The sequence below is a fragment of the Youngiibacter fragilis 232.1 genome (assembly GCF_000495435.3).
Classification (GTDB): Bacteria; Bacillota; Clostridia; order Clostridiales; family Clostridiaceae; genus Youngiibacter; species Youngiibacter fragilis.
Window position 1 is genome coordinate 52,030 of the sequence record NZ_AXUN02000090.1, and the last position, 23,727, is coordinate 75,756.

22 protein-coding genes are annotated in these 23,727 nt (G+C 44.4%); 3 read left to right on the top strand and 19 right to left on the bottom strand.

Annotated elements, in window-relative coordinates; translation table 11 throughout:
• Positions 1–97 precede the first annotated feature (97 nt).
• The gene (locus tag T472_RS05530) at positions 98–529 is read left to right on the top strand and encodes an acyl-CoA thioesterase (RefSeq protein ID WP_023383402.1); all 432 of its coding nucleotides are present in this window, start codon (positions 98–100) and stop codon (positions 527–529) included.
• A 36-nt stretch (positions 530–565) separates the two neighbouring features.
• Here T472_RS05530 and T472_RS05535 read toward each other — a convergent pair whose 3' ends face one another.
• From T472_RS05535 to T472_RS05565, 7 genes are all read right to left on the bottom strand, one after another.
• Positions 566–1,711 carry a mannitol-1-phosphate 5-dehydrogenase gene (locus T472_RS05535; RefSeq protein ID WP_023383401.1) on the bottom strand — a complete coding sequence of 382 codons (1,146 nt, stop codon included), beginning with the start codon at positions 1,709–1,711 and terminating at the stop codon, positions 566–568.
• Complete coding sequence (locus T472_RS05540) at positions 1,708–2,139, bottom strand: PTS mannitol transporter subunit IIA (protein ID WP_023383400.1); 432 nt, start codon at positions 2,137–2,139, stop codon at positions 1,708–1,710. The genes T472_RS05535 and T472_RS05540 overlap by 4 nt, the downstream gene beginning before the upstream one ends.
• Positions 2,140–2,142: 3 nt before the next feature.
• Positions 2,143–4,206 carry a BglG family transcription antiterminator gene (locus T472_RS05545; RefSeq protein ID WP_023383399.1) on the bottom strand — a complete coding sequence of 688 codons (2,064 nt, stop codon included), beginning with the start codon at positions 4,204–4,206 and terminating at the stop codon, positions 2,143–2,145.
• Positions 4,207–4,249: 43 nt separating this feature from the next.
• Entirely contained in the window at positions 4,250–5,659 is a 1,410-nt protein-coding gene (locus tag T472_RS05550) for a PTS mannitol transporter subunit IIBC (protein ID WP_023383398.1), read from the bottom strand.
• Positions 5,660–6,034: 375 nt separating this feature from the next.
• The gene (locus T472_RS05555; RefSeq protein WP_023383397.1) at positions 6,035–7,402 is read right to left on the bottom strand and encodes a sensor histidine kinase; all 1,368 of its coding nucleotides are present in this window, start codon (positions 7,400–7,402) and stop codon (positions 6,035–6,037) included.
• Entirely contained in the window at positions 7,399–8,094 is a 696-nt protein-coding gene (locus T472_RS05560) for a response regulator transcription factor (RefSeq protein WP_023383396.1), read from the bottom strand. The genes T472_RS05555 and T472_RS05560 overlap by 4 nt, the downstream gene beginning before the upstream one ends.
• A 265-nt stretch (positions 8,095–8,359) precedes the next feature.
• The gene (locus T472_RS05565; RefSeq protein ID WP_023383395.1) at positions 8,360–8,545 is read right to left on the bottom strand and encodes a hypothetical protein; all 186 of its coding nucleotides are present in this window, start codon (positions 8,543–8,545) and stop codon (positions 8,360–8,362) included.
• Between the two features lie 295 nt (positions 8,546–8,840).
• Between T472_RS05565 and T472_RS05570 the strand changes: the two genes are divergently transcribed.
• Entirely contained in the window at positions 8,841–9,689 is an 849-nt protein-coding gene (locus T472_RS05570; RefSeq protein WP_023383394.1) for a hypothetical protein, read from the top strand.
• A complete protein-coding gene (locus T472_RS05575; protein WP_023383393.1) occupies positions 9,686–10,270 on the top strand; it encodes a hypothetical protein in 585 nt (194 codons plus the stop codon). The genes T472_RS05570 and T472_RS05575 overlap by 4 nt, the downstream gene beginning before the upstream one ends.
• Before the next feature lie 62 nt (positions 10,271–10,332).
• On the opposite strand, the gene T472_RS05580 is transcribed toward T472_RS05575, so the two are convergent.
• The 12 genes from T472_RS05580 to T472_RS05635 form a co-directional block, all read right to left on the bottom strand.
• Entirely contained in the window at positions 10,333–11,481 is a 1,149-nt protein-coding gene (locus T472_RS05580) for a SpoIIE family protein phosphatase (protein ID WP_023383392.1), read from the bottom strand.
• Positions 11,482–13,185 carry a [Fe-Fe] hydrogenase large subunit C-terminal domain-containing protein gene (locus tag T472_RS05585; RefSeq protein ID WP_023383391.1) on the bottom strand — a complete coding sequence of 568 codons (1,704 nt, stop codon included), beginning with the start codon at positions 13,183–13,185 and terminating at the stop codon, positions 11,482–11,484.
• A 124-nt stretch (positions 13,186–13,309) separates the two neighbouring features.
• Positions 13,310–14,512, bottom strand: a complete 1,203-nt coding sequence (gene larC2, locus T472_RS05590; RefSeq protein WP_023383390.1) for a nickel pincer cofactor biosynthesis protein LarC2 — start codon at positions 14,510–14,512, stop codon at positions 13,310–13,312.
• A gap of 91 nt (positions 14,513–14,603) precedes the next feature.
• Entirely contained in the window at positions 14,604–15,620 is a 1,017-nt protein-coding gene (gene dmpG / locus T472_RS05595; protein ID WP_023383389.1) for a 4-hydroxy-2-oxovalerate aldolase, read from the bottom strand.
• Entirely contained in the window at positions 15,620–16,492 is an 873-nt protein-coding gene (locus T472_RS05600; protein WP_023383388.1) for an acetaldehyde dehydrogenase (acetylating), read from the bottom strand. The genes dmpG and T472_RS05600 overlap by 1 nt, the downstream gene beginning before the upstream one ends.
• A gap of 20 nt (positions 16,493–16,512) precedes the next feature.
• Positions 16,513–17,301 carry a 2-keto-4-pentenoate hydratase gene (locus tag T472_RS05605; protein WP_023383387.1) on the bottom strand — a complete coding sequence of 263 codons (789 nt, stop codon included), beginning with the start codon at positions 17,299–17,301 and terminating at the stop codon, positions 16,513–16,515.
• A gap of 320 nt (positions 17,302–17,621) precedes the next feature.
• Positions 17,622–18,707 carry a M24 family metallopeptidase gene (locus tag T472_RS05610; protein ID WP_023383386.1) on the bottom strand — a complete coding sequence of 362 codons (1,086 nt, stop codon included), beginning with the start codon at positions 18,705–18,707 and terminating at the stop codon, positions 17,622–17,624.
• A 38-nt stretch (positions 18,708–18,745) separates the two neighbouring features.
• On the bottom strand, positions 18,746–19,999 hold the full coding sequence (locus T472_RS05615; RefSeq protein WP_023383385.1) for a benzoate/H(+) symporter BenE family transporter: 1,254 nt from the start codon (positions 19,997–19,999) through the stop codon (positions 18,746–18,748).
• Between the two features lie 171 nt (positions 20,000–20,170).
• Positions 20,171–21,643 carry a hypothetical protein gene (locus tag T472_RS05620; RefSeq protein ID WP_201781752.1) on the bottom strand — a complete coding sequence of 491 codons (1,473 nt, stop codon included), beginning with the start codon at positions 21,641–21,643 and terminating at the stop codon, positions 20,171–20,173.
• Positions 21,644–21,668: 25 nt separating this feature from the next.
• Entirely contained in the window at positions 21,669–22,274 is a 606-nt protein-coding gene (locus T472_RS05625) for a 4Fe-4S binding protein (RefSeq protein ID WP_023383383.1), read from the bottom strand.
• Between the two features lie 75 nt (positions 22,275–22,349).
• Positions 22,350–23,243 carry a molybdopterin-binding protein gene (locus tag T472_RS05630; RefSeq protein WP_023383382.1) on the bottom strand — a complete coding sequence of 298 codons (894 nt, stop codon included), beginning with the start codon at positions 23,241–23,243 and terminating at the stop codon, positions 22,350–22,352.
• Position 23,244: 1 nt separating this feature from the next.
• A partial coding sequence (locus T472_RS05635; protein ID WP_500691687.1) for a beta/alpha barrel domain-containing protein occupies positions 23,245–23,727 on the bottom strand: 483 nt, incomplete at its 5' end.

A 23,727-nucleotide genomic window follows, 5' to 3' on the forward strand; every position in this document is an offset into this window, starting at 1 on the left:
CATGATTTGACCTGATAAGCTGACTGTTTTATTATTATCCCTTATCAGCTACAATGTATTCATGTGCAATATGAATAAAGCCCCGGAGGATGGAACTATGGATAAGCTTATAAGATACGAACATGCAGCCCAGTACTACGAGACAGACATGATGGGAGTCATACACCACTCGAACTACATAAGGTGGTTCGAGGAAGCAAGGGTGGACCTTCTTGGTAAACTTGGAATGCCTTACAGGGATATGGAGGACCAGGGGCTGATCATTCCAGTCCTGTCAGCTTCAGCTGAGTACAAGTCCATGGTAAGGTATGGGGACACCGTATACATTACCCCGAAGCTTATAAGCCTGACACCGGTGAGGATGACCATGGAATATACTGTTACAGACAAGATTACTGGAGATATACGGACCATAGGCTCCACAAGCCACGCATTCCTCAACAGTAACCTGAAGCCAATTGCAATCAAGAAGACACACAGGGATATTTATGAGCTGCTGCTTGAAGCTGTCGGAAAGGACCTGTTCTGAAAATTAATGCCGCAGCTTATAGCTGCGGCATCCTCATTATGCGTTGTATGCTTCTTCTACAAGGTCTATGAGTTTAGAATCCGGCGCAAGCGAGCTGTATTTGATGAGCGCTTCCCTTACTCCGTTTTCCTTCACGAAGTTATTCAGCTCCAGGCTTTCCCTGTCGCTCTCAGCCCTGAATCTAAGCGCGGCCGCTATGGCCTTCGCTATGCTCTTTGGTTCGATTCCCATGTCGAGCAGTCTAAGTGCAGGATTCACGAACCTGTCATACTTGGATATCTTCCTTAAAGGAGACCTCCCGACCCTCTCCAGGTCGTCAGAGATGTCAGGATTCTTAAACCTTCCAATTATTGTATCTACATATTTTGCATGCTCTTCCTTGTCAAATCCGTAATAGCCTGTTATGTACTGAGACGTCTCATCGAGCACCGCTCTTACTGAAGCCTCTATTTCAGGGTCTCCTATGGCATCAAACACCGTCGTGAATCCCTTCTGCGCACCAAGGTATGCTGTTGCAGCATGGCCGGTGTTGACAGTGAACAGCTTCCTCTCAATGTAGGGAATCAGGTCATCCACATAATGGACTCCCTCTATCTTAGGATGAGCTCCTCTCAGCTTCTTCTCTTCTATGACCCATTCAAAGAACGGTTCAACCTTGACATCAAGAAGGTTTGCGTTGTTCTGTGCAGGTACTATCCTGTCAACCGCCGAGTTGGGGAATCCAATCGCAACCTCTGCAATACCCGTCTCTAGCTCACTCAGGTAGCCATAAAGGGCTTCCTTCAGCGTATCTGTAGCACCGATCGCATTTTCACAGGCGATTATGTTCAGAGGTTTTACATCCTGTCTCGAAAGCCTTTCCTTTATTCCTTCAGCTATGGTTTTCGCAACTATCGGGACAATTGACGGGCCTACGGCTGTGGTTATGAGGTCCGCTTCCTCCACGAGTGACTTGAGCCTGTCAGCTTCCTTGACATTGTGCACCGCATCGACTCCATCCACATGGATCACCCTTCCTGTAGGGTCAGCGATGATGACATCATATTCCTTCTTTGCCTTGATCTCATCAATCAGGGTGTCGCTGATATCAGCGAATGTAAGCTCATATCCGTTCTGCCTCAGGATAAGGCCGATGAATCCCCTTCCAATGTTTCCTGCACCAAAATGAAGCGCTTTCATCATTCTATCCCTCCCAGGAGTGCCAGTATCTCATCCTTTGACTTTGCTGCAACTATCTTCTCCACATTCTCCATATCTGAGCAGAGTATGGCGATATTTGACAGTATCTCTAGATGAGTGTTGTCCTTGCCAGCGATTCCAAATATCACCCTCGCTTTTTCTCCATTGAAATCCACGCCGTTTGGTACCTGGATTATGCTGATGCCGGATTCCAGAACTTCATTCTTGGCATTCTCCGTTCCATGAGGGATCGCTATGTCGTTGCCGATGTAGGTTGTGCTGATTTCTTCCCTCTTGAGCATCTCTTCGATGTATTCTTCCTTTACGTAGCCGTTCTTTACCAGAAGTTCACCGGCCATCCTTATGGCCTGGTCCTTGGTTGCGATTTCCTGATTCAACAGGATCCCTTCTTCTCTTAATATACCGCTCATATTCTACCTCCATATTCTCTTTATGATATCAGAATACGCCGCTTCAAGTGTCTTTTCAACCATGGCGAGCATCCTGCTTCGGTCAGCTTCTTCGTATGTTTTCCTGATGTCCTTCTCAAGCAGTGAAACACTTAACGCACTTACCATTTCAAGTCTTGGTCCTGTAAGCAACTCAGGTGTAAGGAGCAGCAGGAAGGTTCCGGACTCCATCATTTTCGAATCCATCCCCTTGACCTTTACCTTAGCCTTGTTCCTGTAAATCCTGAATATCATCCTGTCAAGACGGCTGTTCCTGCCATGAAGGAGCGTGATGTCTGATTCCGGAATACCGCTTCCAGTTGCATTTTCCTTTTCCAGCAGCATTGATATGGACTCATTTGCAGTATCTGTGCCAAGCAGAATCATGAGGTCGCCTTCTATACCACGCAGAACGGAACTGATGTCACTTCCGTCTGTCTCACTTATCGCGAATCCTTCGAGTATCTCCTTGACAGCCTGCCCTGCATCTCCTACTATCTCTATTGTCTTAAGGAGCCCCTGTTCAGACAGCTTTGATTCCTTCACTCCTTCATCCCGTTTCCTCGTGGATGACAGGAGCTTACGGTTGATCACCTTTTCCAGCTTAAGCTCATCCTCCGATGAAAGCATGGGATTAACAAGAATGTACTCAAACCCTGCATCATGGATCCCAACTGTTGAGATTATCAGGTCGAAATCCTTCGGATCCATCTTGTGCAGCTCCCTTATGGAACCCTGCTCAATTATGGTAAGCTGCGGGAATTTCATGAGGAGCTTCTTCGTAAGCATCCTTGATGTGGCAAGTCCGCTGGTACAGACAACAAGAGTAGCGACCTTTGGGACTTCCTTGAATTCCGTTATGGCTGATGCGAAGTGAAGTGTCAGGAATCCTATCTCATCCTCGCTGAATTCAAGCTCCGGGAACTTCTCCTTGAGTACGGTACCAATGGTGCCGAACAGGACCGAGTAGTCCTCCTTGATCTCCCTCTTGATAGGATTAGGAACGAAGACACCTTCCGCTATCCTGTTGAAAAGAGGTTCAAGATGAGATACGAGTGCGTCAAGGAACTTCTTGTCCTTGCTGAAGAAATAACCGGTTGTCCTTGTGACATCTTCGATCAGCACGCTTGCAAGGCTCGTGAGCCCAATTACATTCTCTATGTCGGTTTCACTGATCCTCTTTGCGCTTCTTAAGACCGAAGCCAGAAGATATGCCTCATCTTCAGGAAAGTTCATGCCAAGCTCTTTCTGAAGGCTCTTGAATACCAATGAAGCTGCAGTCTCTTCAGGTCCATCGCCATGCTTCTTCCTGTCCACAGGGTTCCCACCCTTAACCCTTTCAACAGACATGTAGGTATGAAGCATGACTTCAAGAAGTGAGAGGTCAGTAAGCCTGTAAGGCAGATCCCCTGTCTTTTCAAGCACTATGACCTCGATTCGCCTGAGAAGTCCCGGATCGAATATCCCGAGAAGCTTTTCCTTCGGGTCTAGCGAAAGGAATTCCCCTTCCTTGGAAGAAAAGACCTGCATATGCTCCATTCGACTCATTGCCATATTTATGAAGGCCATCCTCTTGTCCTTTTCGCGGCCTTCCAGTTCTACCCCATAGCCCCTTTTCCTGATAAGTGACAGTCTTGTGTTCCTGATCTCCTCCTCGAAACGTTCGAGGTCATGCTGAAGTGTCTTGCTTGACACTGAAAATCCCTTTGACAGAGTCATTGTCTTCAGCGGGTCTCCGGATTCAAGCAGCTCATGGAATATGAAAAGGCTTCTTTCGCTTCTCCCCAACTCATAATCGGAATAGGCCCTTATCTCATCCTTAAGTCTCTTCAAACCTTCTTCGCTTCCTGTGAGCCTTATGCCCTCACTTGCCTTCTTCTCGAGAGCAAGCCCGAATTTTGCCAGAGTATCTTCCAGCATCTTCACTTCTCGCTGGATGGTCCTCGTTGAAACATCAAGCTTTTTTGCCAGACTCTGTATTGAAACAAAGAGGTGCTGTGATTCCAGAAGGATCCCTGACATGGACCTTTCACGGCTTGTTATATACAATCACAGCACCTCCCCTATTCATTTATGTACGTTACTTATAATATTACTTTGATTTCTTCAGCTCTTCAACGATTTCATCATATCTTGGGCTTCCGAGGAAGTTGTCCACCGATACGTGTATCGCCTTCGGAGACTTCTGTGCCGCCCTTTCTGTGAGGTCCTTGTGTGTCACTACAAGGTCAACATCATCAGGAAGGTTTGTTATTGATGTATTGGTTACGATAATATCAAATCCTGCTTCCTTTACCTTCTTCTTGAGTATGGAAGCTCCCATGGCTGATGATCCCATTCCTGCGTCGCAGGCAAATACTATCTTCTTGACATCCTTGTATGATTTTGCAGCTCCCCCTATAAGTCCTGAAACGCTGCTCTTCTTTCCCTTCATGTCTTCCATCTTTGAAACTGCAGTTTCAAGGTCTTCTTCCTTCTGCTTTGATCCCTTAAGAAGGATTGAAGCCACTACGAAGGATACAGCCGCTGCTACCGCTACTCCAAGGAATACTCCAACGAAGTTGCCCTTAGGAGTCATAGCCGCATATGCGAAGATCGATCCTGGTGATGGTGTAGCGACAAGTCCAGCTCCAAATATGGTGAATATGAGTGTTCCTGACATTCCGCCGGCGATTACCGCAAGCAGAAGTATTGGTTTCATGAGTATGTACGGGAAGTATATCTCGTGTATTCCGCCAAGGAAGTGGATGATTGCTGCACTTGATGCAGAAGCTTTTGCTACGCCTCTTCCAAAAAGCATGTAAGCAAGCAGTACTCCAAGTCCCGGTCCTGGATTCGACTCAAGCATGAACAGTATGGACTTTCCATTCTGCGCTACCTGCTCTACACCAAGAGGCCCGAGTATTCCATGGTTGATGGCATTGTTAAGGAACAGCACCTTCGCTGGTTCGATAAATATGTTGACAAGAGGAAGCACTCCCATGCTCATTATAAGGTCAACGCCTGATGCGAGGAAATTGCTGAGCGCCTCAACAGCTGGTCCTACGACTACGTATCCGAGTAGTGCCAGAAGCGTTGCAAGTATGCCTGCAGAGAAGTTGTTGATGAGCATTTCGAATCCGGCTTTTACCTTGCCTTCAAACATCTGGTCGATCTTCTTGATAAGGAATCCGCCGAAAGGACCCATCATCATCGCTCCAAGAAGCATCGGTATCGACGATCCTACGATGACACCTATCGCTGAAGCTGCACCGACAACTCCGCCTCTCTCACCATATACGATCTTACCACCTGTATAAGCTATAAGTATCGGCAGAAGATATACAAGCATCGGCCCGACCATCTTTGAAAATTCCTCGTTCGGAAGCCAACCGGTAGCGATGAATAATGCAGTAATAAGTCCCCATGCGATGAATGCTCCAATGTTCGGCATGACCATTCCACTTAGGAATGTACCGAACTTCTGGACCTTGGCTTTGAAACCGACGTTCTGGTTTTCCATTTCTGTTCCTCCTAATTATTAATTTGATATTAAGATATTGGATAATCCTTACATCCTCATCTTATTACGTTTTCATTTGAGAAACAATCAAAAGAAACCTTCCGTTTGTCATGCATACTGCGACAAACGGAAATTTACAGAAATAACCTCCCAATGAATCCCTCCATGATTCAGAAGCTTCAAAATATATACTATGATACTCCACTATATTTATAATATTCAGAATTCATGTATTTGCATTGAACTATTTATTACCATTTTGTGACATAGGCATATTATGCCCTTTATCTTATTCCGGATAGCAGCGTACCAACAATAAAAGGAGGAGCACCTGTCTCCTCAGACAAAGGTGCTCCTCCCGCTTCTCATCTATAGTCAGCCCTTCCATGCCGGCAGGCTGATTTTTACTGTTGTCCCTTTTCCGTCTGTACTCTCTATTCCTATGATCCCCTTGTGGGCTTCAACAAGGGCTTTGGAGATCGTAAGGCCTATGCCTTTCCCACCGGTCTCCCTGCTCCTTGACCTGTCACTCCTGTAGAACCTTTCAAAAACGAATGGAATGTCGTCACTGCATATGCCAATACCATTATCGGATACCGTCACAACTGCCGATTCACCTTCAATTTTCAAAGCTACCGCTACATGGCCTCCGGTGTTGGTGTACTTCAGGGAGTTCGCAATGATGTTAATGAAAACCTGGTTTAGTCTGTCACTGTCACCCTTTGTGATTATTCCTTCTTCAATGTCAGTGGTTATGTTTTTTCCATCAGACACAAAAAGCGGTTCGAAGTTCTCCACTACATTCGCAATAAGGCCTGAGAGGCTGATTTCCTTCATTGCAAGGCTTATCTCACCACTCTCCATGTATGAGAGGTCACCAAGGTCCTTTATGAGATTTGTAAGCCTCCTTATCTCATCCTGAAGCAGAGTAAGCCTTTCCGGCGTAGGCTCCCAAACTCCGTCTATGAAGGCTTCAAGATGGCTGTTCACTGTTGAAAGCGGGGTCCTCAGCTCATGGGCGATATCCGATGTGAGCCTTTTCCTCAGGCGCTCCTGCTGTTCAAGTCTGAGCGCCATGTTGTTTATCGACCTTGACAGTTCATCGAGCTCGATTGTTTTCGTCTCGACGTCCATTACTCCTCTGAAGTTTCCTTCTTCAATATATCTTGCATTCTTCTGGATGGAATAGATGGGATCAAGGAACATCCCTGAAACCCTGCTCCTCAAGAAAAAGCCTATAGCCAGTGAAATACCTGCAGCAGCAAGGTAAATGAGGTTTATCGTTATGAGGAACTGCCTGTCCGGTGAAGCTGAAAATATGCTTCTCGGTCTTCCGATGACGATACTTCCCTTTCCGGTTTCAGGCGAACCGTAAGAGTATTCCTTGTATTCGAATTTCTCCAGATCCATGTAGTCTGACCTTCCAGGTTCACCTGTCACATCAGATGGCTCCCTTGTGCTCATAATGACATTACCCTCTGAGTCCTCCATTATTACCTCTGCAGACATGGTAAAGGCATAATGTTCTATGCTCATGAGGTCTGTCTCATCAAGAAGCCCGTCCTCATGCAGAAGTTCAGTTGCATAGTCAGCGATTGCAATGTCTTCTGACTTCTGTGAATCTCTCAGATACATGGTGAAGAAGATGTTCATTCCGATATTCGAAAGCACAGTAATAAGAAGCACCGATGTCATGGATACCAGCGCGAAATATCTTCCAAGCTGCCTGCCTATCCTGATCATTTCTCACCCCCCTGGAATTTGTACCCTACACCATAGATGGTGAGAATGTAGGTGGGGTCGCGGAAGTCGTCCTCAATCTTCTGCCTCAGGTTCTTGATATGTGTGTCTATGGTCCTGTCATAGCCTTCGAAATCAAAGCCAAGTGCCGCGCTCACAAGCCTTGCCCTTGAAAACACCTGACCTGGGTACTGTACCAGCGCATGGAGTAACTTGTACTCATTTGGAGTGAGGCTTACCTCGATTCCCTTCTTGGTGACAGTGCGCCTCATGTTATCAAGGACAAGGTCCCCAGCCCTGAACGAGAAGATTTCAGACATGCTGCCCTTGTTCCTGGTCCTTCTCAGTATCGCATTTACCCTTCCGACAAGTTCCCTTGGACTGAAGGGCTTTGTCAGGTAATCGTCAGCGCCCAGATAGAGTCCCTTCACCTTATCCTCCTCTGAGGTCTTGGCAGTCAACATAAGGATGGGAATGTCGGATTTCTTCCTTATTTCCCTGCATATGTCTTCACCAGAAATGTCAGGGAGATTCAGGTCAAGTATAAGGAAATCAGGTTCCAGCTCATCAAACATCTCAAGTGCCTTCCTGCCCCGGTCCGCGGTGAAAACCTCGAAGGAGTTCTTCTTAAGGTAATCTCCGACCACCTGAAGTAAGTTCTGCTCATCATCTATTACAAGTATCCTCTCAGCCATCAGATCATCCCCATTCCCGTCATGATTGTATTATATCAACTTCTGACCAATTACACTTAATCTATGCTACCAAATATAGCCCTGTATTGTGAAGATTTGGTGAAGGTGGGCAAACTTTAAAAGAATAGTCAATTCCACCAGTTACAGAAAAACTGGTATAAAAACAGGGATCCCAAAGAATCCCTGAATAACTGTTTGCGCTACAAATAATGCAGCAAGATTTATGAACATCCATCTTGAAATTCAAATCATGAAACCTTTGTTATCACTTCGTGAAAAATGCAAAAAGGATGACACCCGCAATCAGGGCAATAACCGTAAAGATTCCGACAGCTTTGTCTTTAGCCCCTTTTCGCAGGCCATCATAAGGCAGCCTGCCCTCAATATTCTGGGAGTGCTCCTTCGCGGCATCGTGTGATTCGAACTTACCCTGCTCGTTGAAGTTGTACATATCGCTATCTCCTTTCTTATCTAACAGCTCTCTTTTGTCATAACATGGTTTTTACGCAAGACCTCTTTATCGCCTGATAAAAGCCCCTGAACCATATGTATGCTAACCTGCATTGCCGTACAATCTAATTATATCACATTGACAATAAATGGTGAAACAAGGTTCACATGAGATTTATTAGAACAGACGATAAGTTCATTATACTTAGATTACTCTTATGCTATTTGGTTGAAATTTTGGTGATTTCAACATATCATGTATTTAGATATTATTATATAGGAACTGAGGAGGTTTTATGGAACGCAACAGGAGAATACTTATATTCAGCCAGACCTTTGTCGCTATTGTACTTGCTCTGTCATTGGTGCTTGTAACGGTCATGAGACTGGACCGTCCGGTATTCATTGAAAATTACAAGGACGTGAGGGTCTTCCCGACAAACGGGTTCTATTCTGCGGATTACCTGTCACTGCATTACCTTGCCAACAGCTCGGACGAAAGGAACGTCATAGCAGTCTCCTTCAATGGTGCTGAAGACCTGGAGGTGATCTCATATGAGAACTCCTGGCCTGTGTCAGGACAGAGAGTAGGCCGTTACACCTTAAGGACCGTACAGGTTGTGGTAAACGGACATACCGATGTGAGCAAAGGACCCATACGGACTCTTGAAGACGCAAGGCTCATGTTCAGTGATGGCACCGAACTTGATGTCAGCCTCGGAAGGATAAGCATCTATGCAGGAAGCACAGATGACACTCTTAAGAGGATGCGCATGTCCTCTTCATCTGACGGGTACTCTGACATGGAATACCAGGTAATGGAGGATATAACGATAGAAAGCCTTGAATCTGATGCCTATGACATCTTGACGGAGGTCTTCGATGTCAGGGTCAACGACCTGCCGCTTGACAGGATAGCAGGCACTAAAATATTGCAGGGTCAAAGGCTAACTGTAAGCGCAAGGATCAGACAGGATGATTTCAATTACAGGGCCTTGAGCTCATTTCAACTCACCCCATCACTGGTATTTACAGATAATGATGGTAACCAGCAGTTTGAGATGCTTGATCCTGTATCAAAGGATGTATGGAATCTGGATACATGGAATGCCCTTCGCTATTTGAAGGCAAGAGGTGCACTATGATGAAGGATCAGTACAACAAGCTTTTCTGGGGGATCATCCTCGCCACATTCCACATAAATCTGGGGATGGTAAGGATACTGCCTGAATTCATAGGCTGGTGGATGGTATCCTCCGCATGCTGCGAACTGTATGACATTTCCAAGAACACCAAATTCATGAAGGCCAGAAAAGTAACCGGTGCGATGGCCATTTGGTCACTTGCAGCATCCCTGCTGTCACTTGCCTCATTCGATTCAGGTATGGCATCGGACCTTCTCCAGTTTTCACCAGTGCTATTTACAATGATGGAAATGCTGTTTGCTGCAAATATCCTTGAAGCAAGTGCTGAGACCTTCCATTCCAACGGCAGGACAGAGCTCTATCCCTTCTATGTCAGAAGGGCCGGTGCCTCATCCATCCTTCTAGCTGCAGTTGGAGCTCTACTCTGTATCGCATTGGTTCTCTCAGACACTTTCTTCATCACCGCGGCAGCTATACTTGGAATCGGAATAAGGATATGGCTTTCTTTAATGATGAAATCAATGTCCCAGGACTGGGAGCAGATCGGCTATGTATTTGAACCAGGTGAAGAAAGCAAATAGCCTATGCTCTCAGCAATACATTTAAGATATGGGAACAGCCGGCATTTTGGTGCCGGCTGTTCCTATATCATCACGAGCTTTGTATTTCTTCCAAGTGATTTAGCTGCCTCCAATATCCTCATGACATCCACGGACCTCAGATGGGTGTCAGTATTAGCAAGATTCACAGCGCTTCCGAGCCATATAGTAAGGTCAGTGGAGTCAATTATCATCCTTGCAAGCCTTGCAGCCCCATTCCTTTTCCGAAGCTTGAGGAAGATGTCATCATCTGTCGGAGCAAGGAATTCCTCAAGGAGATCTGCGGTCCGCGCCAGAGTCAGGGCCCCCTCGGTAACGAGGTCAGCGCCTTCAAGCCTTGAAGTCGGTGGTACCGGTTCACTTACGTCACATATTTCAGCCTCTATTTCCCTTCCTGTCTCGCGTGCAATTATTGCTGCCGTACTTCCGCCAGATACTGCAACCTTTCCTGATGACTTCACGAAGGCATCCGCAAGCCTTTTGTCGTCCTCTAATCTAAGTGGAGGTCCTGTGAAAATTGTAAGGCCTTCTTTCTTTCTCACAGCTAAAGTCAGGACTGTTGCATCATCACCCGGCTTAAGGTCATAGAGGACATTACAGAAAACGCTGAGCTGAAGCGCCAGAGCACTGGCGCTTTTTTCGGTATGTGCACTATCCTTCAGAAAATCCCTGACATCCTCCCATCCCCACCCCTGGTCGAGGATCATCCCCTGACTGGCGTAAAGCACTCCATCGCTTACTACCGTAAGGAAGTCGCCATCATCCATTTTGAAATCTGATTCCCGGATGGACTTGCCTGCTATCTTGCTCAGGGTCTTCTCAGGAATTAAAGACTCGGTTCTCCTTGTAAGTATATATGCTGGATTATCAAATTCGACTGTGTGTATTCTTCCATCCTCATATGCTTCTATAACAGTGAATGTTGAATAGGCTAGATTCCTCACAGAACAGACCGGGAGAGTCCTTGCTATGGTATCCACAGTCTCCTCGAGGCTTGCCCCTTCCTTCAGCATGGTGACTGCGATCCTTGCAGTAAGTGTTGCCAGTATGTTGGCCTTCACTCCGCTTCCCAGACCGTCGGACATCACAATTATCAGCCTGTCCCCGACCCTCTCCATTGCTACCTGGTCTCCGCACAGCTCCTCGCCGTGCTTCTTAAGGCTCCTGTAAGCCGTGTCAAGAAAGAACCCCATCTACTCACCCTCCATGAGGACCAGGTCCTTAAGCTTGTCCAAGGCTATCTTTGTCTCAGCTGTAGTCTCTCCGAGAAGGCTTGCAATCTCGTGCGCTGCAGTCATCTGCCTGTCAATTACCTTCTGTGCGATCTTTAGTGTCCTTTCCTTCATGGACTGAAGCTCATCACGCCTTTTTTCTTCATCTGTTATGTCAGACATGATTATGAGAAGCTGGTTTGAGCTGTCAAGGAACACGGTACTCTGAACCACTACGATCCCGTATTCGTCATATACTGTCCTTTTGTTAAGGTTGCTCCTTTTTGATTTAGCAACCGCTTCGAACACGGCATCATCGGCAACATAGCTTATTGGGAAGCCCCTTACCTCATCTATACGTCTTCCGAAAACAATCTCTGCTGAAGGATTCATCTGATGGATGCACAGCTCCTCATCAAGCAGGAAAATATAGTTCGGTGAATTGCTGAATATGATGTCTGACATGTGCTCAGCTTTTGTCCTCATGAACGGCAGGCACATCTCAACTTCTGACATCCCTTCAAGCACAGCCTTCGCCTTGTCCCTGCACGAGTTATATCCGCATGCGCTGCAGTTGAGCTCGTCCCCCTTTGAGAACTTGCCCATCCTGGCGAGTGTAGCCGCTATCTCTGACTCAGGATATTCCCTGGATGCTATCGGCGTTGGTGCGTATGTGCCGCTAATGTCTATTTCCCCATCGAAAAGTGTCCTTCCTTCAGACTCCCATCCACTGACCGAAAACCTCTTTACATTCTGCTTTCTTGCGAAAACAGGAAGAGGATTCTCCGGTACGCACGGCCCTCCTATACAGGACTCAGAACAGGCCGAAAGTTCGATGTATGCCTTATCCAGGATGCCATCCTCAATTTCCTTAAGTACCTCCCTGATTTCTGTCATACCTTCCACCTTTATGACATCATAGCCCATCCTGTCAATTGTTCCGGAAAGGCCCTCTGCTATTCCACCTGCGACAGGATATCTTCTTCCCCGTTTTCCAGCAGTCACATCAGGTACCGATGGATCAAGGATTTCAGGATCAAGCCCTTCCTCAGAGAAAATGTGGGATATCTCCTCAAGGGTCAGCACCGCATCAATTATGCCTTCGTTACCATAGGACACCATCTCGCATTTCTTGCTCAGGCACGGTCCTATGAATACTGTAAAGCAACCCCCGTCATCCCTTTTCAATGCCTTTCCTGCAGCGAGCATCGGTGACACGACAGGCATCAGATATTCAGCGGTAGTCGGGGTGTATCTTCTCATGTACATGTAGACTGTAGGACAGCAGCTTGATATGGCATACTTGGGATCGTTCTCTTCCATGAAGTGCCTGTACCTGTCGGTCACCATCTCCGCCCCGGCTGCAACCTCTATTATCTCACAGAAACCAAGCTTCCTCAGCGCTGTAAGGAATCCCCCCCTGTTCCTGTAGAAGCCGGCAAAGGAAGGAGCGATAAGGGCTTTCACCGGTTTGCCAGCGGCGATAGCCTGCTTTACCTTCATGGTATCGCTTACGATGTTCCTCGCATTCTGCGGGCAGATAACAAAACACTTTCCGCAGGCTATGCACCTCTGTTCATCTATTTCAGCCTGACTGCCCCTGAACCTTATGGCCTTTACAGGGCAGCCCCTTACGCATTTGTAGCAGTTCTTGCAGTTCGCTTCTGAAAAATCAAGCAGTCTCATGTGTGCGCCTCCAAATCAAATCATATGACCATTATACTCTCAAGTTAATTATTTAACAAATAACCCGAAAAAATAACCGTACCAGGAAAGACAGATTCCCTTGATACGGATATTTTTATATTGTTCAATTCCTTATTTTGAAGCATTCATAAATTGCCTGGTCAACTGCTTCTGAAATTTCCTTGAAGCCCTTACCTGAAATGTTACATATTGTTTTAATGTCCTCAAATTCTGGTGAATAGCATTTTATGTCTTCATGAGAACTAACTTTTACTCTGACTGAACCAAATCTGGTATCTACATTGATTATCGAATATTCTAAGACTGTCTTTTCTATCCTATATTTCTTGATGCCTATCGTCGTAGTATTTTTAAATATTATTGATTCCATTTTTTTGACATAATCACCACGACATGTAACAGAAAGCTTGTACGCTGGCCTGTTCTTTTTCATGAAAATCGGTGTGAAAAACACATCTCTTGCTCCGCTTTCAAGCAGTTTTTCCATTGTGAAAGCCAGGCTTTCACCAGTGGAATCATCAATGTTTGTTTCCAATATCCAAGTCTCGTTGTTTACCTGCGGCTCATCTTCTTCAATTATCATAGCTCTCATGTGTCTTGTGCTTTCTTTTTTTTCTGAGCCTATTCCTAGACTTAATATCCTGCAGCTATCCGGAACTCTTTGTTTCTGGGTTAGCGATGAAAGAATTGAAGTCCCAACCAGAGATAGCATTTCTTCAGCTACATCAACAAATTTGACTGAAAGCTGACTATTGATCAGCATTCTTGCAATCATTGGTGATGGTATTGAAACAATATTGCCTTTGTGCGTTACAGTTCCAATTCCTTCGCTTATCTCGGAAAGAATTACATCATCGACGTTCAGCTGATCTATACAAAAAGCTGCCGCAATTATTGTCAGAATGTCCTTATCGAGTATGATGCCATCATTTTCTGATCCCTCGATGTCTGAATGGCATATTTCTGTATTTGCTTTCGATATAGCATTAACAGCATTAATGGAAATCCTCTTTGCGGTATCTGATATATCGGTTCTACTGATAATGTTGTAGACCTCATTAGTCACAATTTTACGAGAACTAGCATTCTCAACCCCGCATTCAGATTCTTTAGTTATTTCGAAGAAATTAGATATTGAACCATTCAGGCTCTTCTTCCCAACCTCTATTACAAACCCTTCTAATCCAGTGCTGTCAATTACAGGTCTTAGCAAATCCTCACTTATGCCTAGGTTAAGTAATGCCGCAATTAACATTCTTTCATCAATTCCAGAATTACACTCAATATAAAGTGTCTTTTTCCCCATGATATCCCTTCCAATCAAGTATAAATAAAAGCCTCGGCAATCATAGCAAAACTTAACGCGATTTACTTAACCTGATTATGCCATATATATTCTATTTAACTTTATTCTGAGCAATTTCGTTTGCTACTTCGATTATCCAGTCTTCTTGGCCACCAACCGCTCGCCTTCTGCCTAACTCAATAAGTATGTCTCTTAAGTCCACACCGAATCGAACAGCAGCTCTTCTGGCATGCAGCATAAAGCTTGAATACACCCCGGCATAACCACAAATAAGTGCATCCAGGTTAGTCTGTGCAGTTACTCCCTTAGCCAGAAGTACCGGCGCTAATGCTTCAGTACTCGCGTCCATTGTCTTATATAGGTCAGCTCCATGCTCCAGACCCATCCTGTTAAAGACAGCTACCAATGTATCTGTTGGAGTGTTTCCGGCTCCTGCTCCAAGCCCTGAGAGTGAACCGTCGATATATGTGGCACCGGCATCAACTGCTGCAACACTGTTGGCGATTGCAAGTCCCAGGTTGTTGTGGCTGTGGAATCCTATTGGAATTGATAGATTTGCCTTAAGGAGGCTGATCTTCTCGGTTACATCAGCTGGAAGCATTGCACCTGCCGAATCAGTGCAATAGACCACATCAGCTCCGTAGCTTTCCATCTTCTTCGCTTCCTGCAGCACTCTCTCAGCATCAGCCATATGCGCCATCATAAGGAAACCTACAGTCCAGAGGCCCATCTTCTTGGCAGCCTTGATGTGCTGCTCAGCAACATCAGCTTCAGTCACATGTGTAGCCACTCTGACTGCCGTTGCTCCTGCATGTACAGCTTCCTCAAGATCTTCAACAGATCCAATCCCGGGAATCAGAAGAACTGTAACTTTCGCTCTCTTTACAACCCCGGCGGCTGCCCTGATCACATCCAGCTCCTTGTAGTCTGAGAATCCGTAGTTTATTGTTGATCCTGTAAGTCCATCACCATGTCCGATTTCAATCAGGTCTATTCCGGCATCATCGAGTGCTTTTGCTACCTTAGTAACGTCATCAGGAGAAAATTGATGGGAAACGGTATGGCTTCCATCCCTTAGGGTTGTATCAGTCAGATATATTCTAGCCATTATTTTGCACCTCCCATTAACTTTCCAGCATACTTCTCTGCTGTATGCACTGCAGCTGCAGTGATTATATCAAGGTTGCCTGAGTAAACCGGAAGATAATCTCCCAGTCCCTCCACCTCTATCATTGTGGTTACGATATTGTTCTGTATAATCGGTTCGAGTAGATACCTGTAACCAGGTACATATTCCTTGATTTGTTCAACCATGCTATCCACTGATTTCTTTATGGCATCGATGTCCGGATTCTCCACGATCGTATAGATTGTATTCCTCATATATATTGGAGGTTCTGCCGGGTTAAGCACGATTATTACCTTTGCATTATCCGCTCCACCTACGTCCATCAGTGCTTTCTTAGTTGTGACTGTAAATTCATCGATATTGGCCCTAGTTCCAGGACCTGCACTTTTTGAACTTATTGAAGAAATTACCTCGGCATACTTCACATTAGCAGCCTGGTTTATTGCGTATACAATAGGCGTCGTAGCCTGACCTGCGCAGGTAACCATATTGAGGTTTGGTTGTTCCAGCATCTCATCCGTCAGATTGACAGCAGGAACGGTAAAAGGTCCAATCGCTGCAGGTGTAAGATCTAATGTGAAAATCCCCTTGTCCTTCAGAAGAGGCCCATTGACAAGATGTGCTGAGGCACTGGTGCAATCAAAAGCAATTTTTATACCTTCGATTTCAAGGAGGTGGCCGATTCCCTCTGCCGAAGCGTCAATGCCCCTCTCCCTGGCGTATTCGATTCCTTTAGATTCGGCAATTCCAACTATTGTAGCAACTTCAAGCAATGGGCTTCTCTGTATCTTATTCAACAGGTCCAAACCAATGTTCCCAGGACCTATTATACCTACCTTAATTTTCTCCATCTTATTCTCCTTCGTACCTATTACACGAATTTTACTTTAACCTCTCCAATGTTCTCATACACTGCTGTGAACTCATCACCTGCTTCTGCCGCCAGTGCTGCGCTGAAAGCACCAGATAATACTACTTCTCCCTTTTTTAGACTTACACCAAATTCTGAAAGTGTATTTGCAAGCCAAGCTACAGCTTCTGCGGGATCCCCTAATACGTCGCTGCCAATTCCTCCATTTATGTACTCACCATTCTTGTACAGCTTCATTTTAATTGAGAGGAGATCTGTTTCCATTGGGTCTATTCTCTCCTTGCCGACAACATACATGCCTGATGATGCATTATCCGCCACCGTATCAATGATGTTTATTTTCCAATTAGCAATTCTTGAGTCAACAATTTCAATTGACGGAACGACATAATCAGTAGCCTCAATCACATCTTTCGATGTCACGCCAGGTCCTGCAAGATCTTTCTTCAAAACAAATGCAAGTTCGCCTTCCACCTTAGGCTGCAAAAGTTTCTTCCTATCCACCACTTCATCTTTCACTTCCATGGTATCTAAAAGATGCCCAAAATCTGGTCTGTTGACTCCAAGCAGATTTTGCATTGCTAGAGAAGTCAATCCAATTTTTTTCCCTGTTATTTTTCTCCCATCAGCTACTTCTTTCCCGATATTTAAGAGCTGTACCGCATATGCATCAGCTATCTCTATTTCAGGATTTTCCTTTGATATCGCATTGACTGGTATGCAAGTCCTCTCTGCCTGTTTGAGTAAATTGGCTAGTTCTTCGTAAGTATATTCCTTTGTTATTGGCATTTTACCCTCCCCTTTCTCATAAATGAGTTGCGCTTTGAATAGCATGAGTAAGCAATATATTTTGAAATTGATGAGCCTAAATTCCCTATAGATCCATATATTTCCATGTCAATTTAATTAGTAAAGAAGACAACATCACACTGGATGTATAGGAAATTTTGCAAATAAGCATATTTTATTTGCGTAATAACTTCACGTCAAAACAGAATAATACTAGAACCATTTATATGGTATGACTATTGAAGTAAACTTATGACAATTCCCCGGCAGCATGATTTTGACAATTCATGCTGCCAGAGAAATCACCTGAATCACACTATTTAATCTTTGCCAGTAAGATTAATACATCCTTCCTTCTTGATAAGAATAGTGTCAGTTATCCTTGGCCCTCCTACGTTGGCAAGGTATATGGTCGGAAGAAGCAGATCAATGACCATATTTTCCTGAAGAATCTGACCAGAATCCTTACTGATGATCGGATAAAATTCTGACTGCCTAATACCCACTCCATACCCTATTGTCGGAAGAAATAATTTTGCATAACCATTGTCATGTACTACCTTATAAGCCGCCTCATAGACCTCACCGGCTGTAGCCCCCGGTTTCGCGGCTTCTATTGCCAGCTCTTGCGCTCGTGTCAGTACATCGTATATTTTTTTTGTTTCTGTTTTTACATTGCCAAGAAAAACAGTCCTGCACATTTTTGAAGTGTAGCCCTTATAGGTTGCTCCAAGATGAATGACTACCGGTTCGTTGTCATTTAGATAGTACTCCCCAGCATATGGATGTACAAGTTGCTGCCTGTAATGTCTAAGGACTTGCATCCTGAACGAAGGTCCCTCTGATCCAGCTTTCCTCATTGCATATTCTGCTTCGGCAAGCACATCAGTCTCTCTGACTCCCGGTTTCACAAAGCTTATGGCAGCCTCCATACCGGCTTTGCAAAATTCGGAAGCCTTCGAAATCAAAGCAACTTCATTCTCATCCTTAATCGAACGTATCTTATAGCACGTTTCTGCAATATCACCAAAATACACACCATTTACATAGTCCCTAAGGCACTGGAAATCCTTCAATGATATGAAGTACCTCGTGAAGCCAAGTCTTGGACTATCTATGCCCAGCCCGTTTATCACATCAGCTGTCTTCTTGCTTACGTTCTCCTCAGGGAAGAAATATGGAATCACATTCATCCCTGAAACTTCTCTGACATGCCTTGCATCAAGCCACAGACATATGAATACTGGATCACCTACTCGCGGGATAATAATTGAACCTGCTTCTATATCTGTAAGCATTGAGAAATATATGATGTTTTCTCTGTCCATTATTACAGCTGCGTCTAACCCTAGGACATCCAGCTCCGATTTAAGTCTCGAAATTCTGCCCCTTACTACTTCGTTCATCTTATCCTCCAATGCCACTTAAAGGTTATTCAACTACTTTAATTATCAGATTGAAAATCACGCCTGTCTGCAATGAGAGATACTACTATGCCAACAACAAGAGCCCAGAATGCTGCTCCGATGCTGAAGAATGTTACTCCGCTTACACCAACTATTAGCGCTGCAAATGCTCCAGTCTTGTACTTGCCAGTTCCAAATCCATCCTTGAATGAACCTATCAGAACGCTGATCATTGCAAGTCCTGCGAGGACACTTACTAACGGTGCTGGTATTATCTTGATCACACTGATTGCAAAACTTGCTACCAATCCGAATGACATAAAGAAGATTCCGTTTGCTACTGATGCTGCATATCTTCCTGCTTTATCCTCGCCAGCTTCTTCGCTCGAACAGATAGCCGTCATAGGACCAGCGATATTCGCATTATGGGCACCTACTAATCCAGAAAGCATCCCACCAATTCCGCTTATCACGGTCATAGCGTTTATTGGCGGCTTATATCCTTGCCCAAATAGGACGCCTATTGCCTGTGCATTCTCAGCACCAACTACAAGCGCTGCAAGCGGCACTGATACTGAAAGTATCGTAGCAACATTGAATTTCGGTGCTACAAACTGAGGTGGTATGTATTTGAAATCAAGACCTGTTGTATCCAATCCACCAGTCAGCATGATTGCTATTATTGCAAAAAGCATTGCTCCAAGTATCGGTGAAATCTTTTTCCCTAGCTTAGGTGTAATAAAAAACCCGGCAATTGCTGCGCCACAAACTACAGGTAATGCTACAGTTGCTGTCACGATTCCTGTACCAAACCTAAGCATGACTCCGCCTATCATCCCCATAACTATAGGCAAAGGCAGGAACTTCATTACTTTACCAATCAATCCGGACAATCCCAGCAAAAGCACAATTAGCCCTGCCATGATAAAAGCCCCTGCCGCCTCATTGAAGGTAAAGCCAAGCAACGATGTCGCCAACATCGATGCCCCTGGTATAGAATATGCTCCAACAATCGGCTGCTTGTAATATAGGGCCATTAGAAGGCTTATCAAGCCACCAAAAACATAAATTCCAAATATCCAGGACACAGTCTGTTCAGTTGTATATCCAGCACTTGTGCTGGCTTTGATTGTCACAAGTGCTGGTCCTGTACATCCGAATACAGCTGCTACAAATCCTGTGGTTATAGACTTTGAGCTCAGATACTTCTTGAGGTCTTTAAGTCCGGATCTGAATCCTGGTCCTTCCTCAATAATTCTTCTTTTGTTGGATGCCGCTGTTACACTGCTCATTCTTTTACTCCTCTTATTTTATTTGACCTGTTGATAGAACGAACTTGGGAATTTAAAGCTTTGATCATATCCAGGCTGCTACAGTGTTTTTATATTGGCAAACCAATGAGGGCATCTGAGTTATCTTTTCCGAAATGACACCCTCATTCGCTTGTGCAAACATATCTTGAACTATTTCAATTTAAGCCTTTCCAGGATGGAAATATCCACACCTCTTTGTTTTAGCCATTTTGGCAGAAGTATCTTATCAACTTTTTCACTTACCTGCGGAGCCTTTTCAATAAGGAATTCAGCCAATGACTTGCTAACATTCATTCCAGCCATTGCCCCGTCGAATATCAGAACCTTATCTGTCCCTGATGCATTGTACGCAAAATTCATTGCGGCTTCTGTTGATTTTACAACGCTTGCATATGTCATATAATCCTGATTTAGCGGATCCGTGTCGAACAGGTCGCTTTGTGTCTGACCTACTACAAGTGTCGGGATATGCCTTGAGAAAAATGCTGACGGATAACCGAGCCATGCGTAGTTATGAACACAGATCTTCACCGCAGGATTCATCGGAGGAATGCTATCAAGCATAGGTTTTTCATGTTTGTTATAGAAGGCCTCCGTATACCATGTATATGCCGGCAATGGAGTCTCCATATCATACAAATCAGTGTTTGCACTCACAAAATTCCCATAAATGACACCTGCTGAGAACACATAAGGTACTGGGCACGGAAAATCTAATGCAACAATGCACTCGTCTATTTCACCGAACAGTGTCATTATTTTACCGTAGTACTGACAACCCAGGAATGTAGCCCTGTCATTTAAAGCATAAAGGTCCGCATCAGAGTCTACCCCAATGATTCCATGAGGTCCTACGTTCAGGAAGGAAGCAAAGGCAAATTTGCTCTGGACAAACTCCGAGTCAAATATCGCTCTCGCAGTGAAGTTTGCTGCTCTAGGCCCTAAGTTCTGGTGATATGTGCTTCTTGTCTCAATTCTTGCATATGACATACCAAAAGGCTTGACCGCCTTGTCAACCTGTCTATGAAAGTGGACTTCACGTACATCTGTATGATGTGCATGAATAATCCAAGTTGCATCATATACTTTTTTCAAACCATACAGTGTACCAATTTCCGTCTCAATGGGAATACCTTCATCAACTGGAGCCATTCCTATTGCTTTACCATTGAAGTATGTATCCAGACCGTATCTCTTGATGTATTCTTCAGTCTCTCTGAATCTCATGCCAACACCAGCTCTTAGCCGTATGTTTGTGCACCCTGTCTTTTCAGTAACAACATCCTTGATTGCTTTTAGAAGCTCAGCATATGGCTGGCCACCATAGAGCGTGAACCCATGATGGGATGCAAGTATGTTTACTGTATGTTCAGGCTTGATCTTGCTCATATCAATCTGTCTCAGCGAGTCAACTGCAGCCTTGTATACATCCTTTATCGCCTCTTCATTGTTTTCTGACGGGAAAATAGTATCTGGCAAATCCGGGAAAATTTCCTTTAGTTTGATTGATACCATTCCTGGCATTTCGGAAATCCTTGTTTTGACAAGCTTAGGATCAATTCCATACTGAGACGTCTTTGGCTCAATGGGTCTGATTGGTGCATGTAAAAAATTCTCCATCATTCTCTCCTTTCAATTCCTTCAAGGCCTAGCTATTCTTTGTATGAACTATTTCATCAAGAAGTATCCGATCCTCTTCAAAATAGAATCCTCTGCTGCCATATTTTTCCTTTACTTTATCTGGTATTGTCCAGGCAGTTGCAGTTGTACCATACCACTGCCAGCCACCTTTAATCGGAACCAGTTCATTCCCAGCTGCTTCAACCATTCTAAGAAGCGGCTGAATGCACTCTATTGTACAACCTGTACGCATTCCGGTCATTGCCGAGACTTCTTCGGGAGTCTTAGCCCCGCTTATCAGAGCGGCAGCAACCTCTTCGGCTCTTACACCTACGCAGTAACATAGAGTCTGCTGGGGATTAAGATGTGCTTTCTCGCACATTTCCCTGATTTCTTCCTGGTCATACTTAGATACATCTACTCCAATTTGAATAGGTTCATCACGTTTCACCATTTTTATTGCATAAAAGGGGCATCTTTGTTCACAGTTACAGCAGCCTGTGCATGCATCGTTGTCAACCTTCGCTTTCCGGTCGACGACTTTTATTGTAAGCACAGGACATACCTTTTCGCATATCTTGCATCCAGTACATACATTTTCGTCAACAACAGCAAGCATTGTAATGTTTTTCATCTTGTTCCTCCTTTATTTGTGAATTGAATTTCCGGTTTTTGTCATCTATATACACAGTCCTGATGAACCGGTATATTACTTATGATGATGGAATCTTTTATTAGCGATCTTTTCAGCTAACGCATTTGCCAAAAGCCCAGCCGTGGTATTCTTATCATAATTTGACTCTATAGCGTTCATTAGAACTTCTGTTGCTACTCTCACTTCATCATTCGGTCCAGGAAGAGATACTATCATGGATGGCCCTACTGTTCCGACTGCTATCCTTACTCCATCCTTGACATGTCTGCCTGTACCTTGTTTGAATTTCACAATATATGGCGTTGCAGCAGCTGGATCAATTTCTAGTACACTCTCAACTGTCTTGTCCTTATCTTCCGCACCTACACCGCCTGTAGTTATTATCAGTCCATAAGCCCTTGAGACCGCATCCGATATCTTATACACCATCTCATCGAAATCATCCTCAATAATATCGCCTACAGTTACATTGAACCCTCTCTCCTCCAGAACCCTTTTCAAATATGGAGTATTCGTATCTTCAATCATATTTTTCTTTAACTCAAAACCAGTTGGGAACACTATAGCCCTTTTAGAAATCTTCTCTCTCATTTCCTGTACCATAGAATCCACATTTTTGCTTATTTCTACCGGATTCACAGTATTAGCGCATATCATGCCCAATATTCCATTTGAATGTATGTATGTCTCGTTTGTTATAGTAACCCCGTCAATCCTTGATATTGCATCGAGAAGCTCCTTCTCTTTTCCTATGATGTTCTCTGTAGGTATATCCTTATCAAGGATATCCAAAGTTATATGCTCCGGTCGGACATCAACCACAAGGACCTTACTGCAATCTATACCAAATACTTTTGCAGTTTCATTTGCGATATCCGTCAAGTTAGTATTCGATAAGAAAATATTGTTTATCCAAAGTTCTGTTTTTTCCAGCAGATTTATTCCCATTTCATTCACCCTTCATATCTGCAGATACATCCAATTTCATATCAAGTAATAATGCATCTACAATTTCCTTCCCGATGCACAGCGCTTCAATCTTGTATCTGCAAAGTTCTGGAATATCTACTATCTTTATTCCACCAGAGAAAGCTACCTTCACTTCTCCACCCTTCCCAGTATGTTCAAGCGTCCTTAGGCATTCGTCTAGGTCAGCAGTGTTCCCGGTATCAACCATCAGCAGATTACATCCACCTTCTATAGCCTCTATCGTCTCCTCTGATACGGATTTATCTTTCCCCTTTATTTGAATCACTTTCACAAGGTTGTCCAGTTCCTCTACCGATTTGAGTGCATCTTTTATTGACCCAAGCATCCTTATATAATTTTTATCCAGATAAACCATAGGAGTACGGCTAATCCTTACATCTGCTCCTCCAGTGGCGATTGCCTTACGTATGGAACCCTTGTGAAAGATGCACTCAAATCGGTA

Excerpts from the sequence above, each read along its gene's own strand:
- T472_RS05530 (WP_023383402.1), top strand. The coding sequence starts at position 98 with ATGGATAAGCTTATAAGATACGAACATGCAGCCCAGTACTACGAGACA.
- T472_RS05535 (WP_023383401.1), bottom strand. The coding sequence starts at position 1,711 with ATGATGAAAGCGCTTCATTTTGGTGCAGGAAACATTGGAAGGGGATTC.
- T472_RS05540 (WP_023383400.1), bottom strand. The coding sequence starts at position 2,139 with ATGAGCGGTATATTAAGAGAAGAAGGGATCCTGTTGAATCAGGAAATC.
- T472_RS05550 (WP_023383398.1), bottom strand. The coding sequence starts at position 5,659 with ATGGAAAACCAGAACGTCGGTTTCAAAGCCAAGGTCCAGAAGTTCGGT.
- T472_RS05555 (WP_023383397.1), bottom strand. The coding sequence starts at position 7,402 with ATGATCAGGATAGGCAGGCAGCTTGGAAGATATTTCGCGCTGGTATCC.
- T472_RS05560 (WP_023383396.1), bottom strand. The coding sequence starts at position 8,094 with ATGGCTGAGAGGATACTTGTAATAGATGATGAGCAGAACTTACTTCAG.
- T472_RS05565 (WP_023383395.1), bottom strand. The coding sequence starts at position 8,545 with ATGTACAACTTCAACGAGCAGGGTAAGTTCGAATCACACGATGCCGCG.
- T472_RS05570 (WP_023383394.1), top strand. The coding sequence starts at position 8,841 with ATGGAACGCAACAGGAGAATACTTATATTCAGCCAGACCTTTGTCGCT.
- T472_RS05575 (WP_023383393.1), top strand. The coding sequence starts at position 9,686 with ATGATGAAGGATCAGTACAACAAGCTTTTCTGGGGGATCATCCTCGCC.
- T472_RS05580 (WP_023383392.1), bottom strand. The coding sequence starts at position 11,481 with ATGGGGTTCTTTCTTGACACGGCTTACAGGAGCCTTAAGAAGCACGGC.
- T472_RS05585 (WP_023383391.1), bottom strand. The coding sequence starts at position 13,185 with ATGAGACTGCTTGATTTTTCAGAAGCGAACTGCAAGAACTGCTACAAA.
- larC2 (WP_023383390.1), bottom strand. The coding sequence starts at position 14,512 with ATGGGGAAAAAGACACTTTATATTGAGTGTAATTCTGGAATTGATGAA.
- dmpG (WP_023383389.1), bottom strand. The coding sequence starts at position 15,620 with ATGGCTAGAATATATCTGACTGATACAACCCTAAGGGATGGAAGCCAT.
- T472_RS05600 (WP_023383388.1), bottom strand. The coding sequence starts at position 16,492 with ATGGAGAAAATTAAGGTAGGTATAATAGGTCCTGGGAACATTGGTTTG.
- T472_RS05605 (WP_023383387.1), bottom strand. The coding sequence starts at position 17,301 with ATGCCAATAACAAAGGAATATACTTACGAAGAACTAGCCAATTTACTC.
- T472_RS05610 (WP_023383386.1), bottom strand. The coding sequence starts at position 18,707 with ATGAACGAAGTAGTAAGGGGCAGAATTTCGAGACTTAAATCGGAGCTG.
- T472_RS05615 (WP_023383385.1), bottom strand. The coding sequence starts at position 19,999 with ATGAGCAGTGTAACAGCGGCATCCAACAAAAGAAGAATTATTGAGGAA.
- T472_RS05620 (WP_201781752.1), bottom strand. The coding sequence starts at position 21,643 with ATGATGGAGAATTTTTTACATGCACCAATCAGACCCATTGAGCCAAAG.
- T472_RS05625 (WP_023383383.1), bottom strand. The coding sequence starts at position 22,274 with ATGAAAAACATTACAATGCTTGCTGTTGTTGACGAAAATGTATGTACT.
- T472_RS05630 (WP_023383382.1), bottom strand. The coding sequence starts at position 23,243 with ATGGGAATAAATCTGCTGGAAAAAACAGAACTTTGGATAAACAATATT.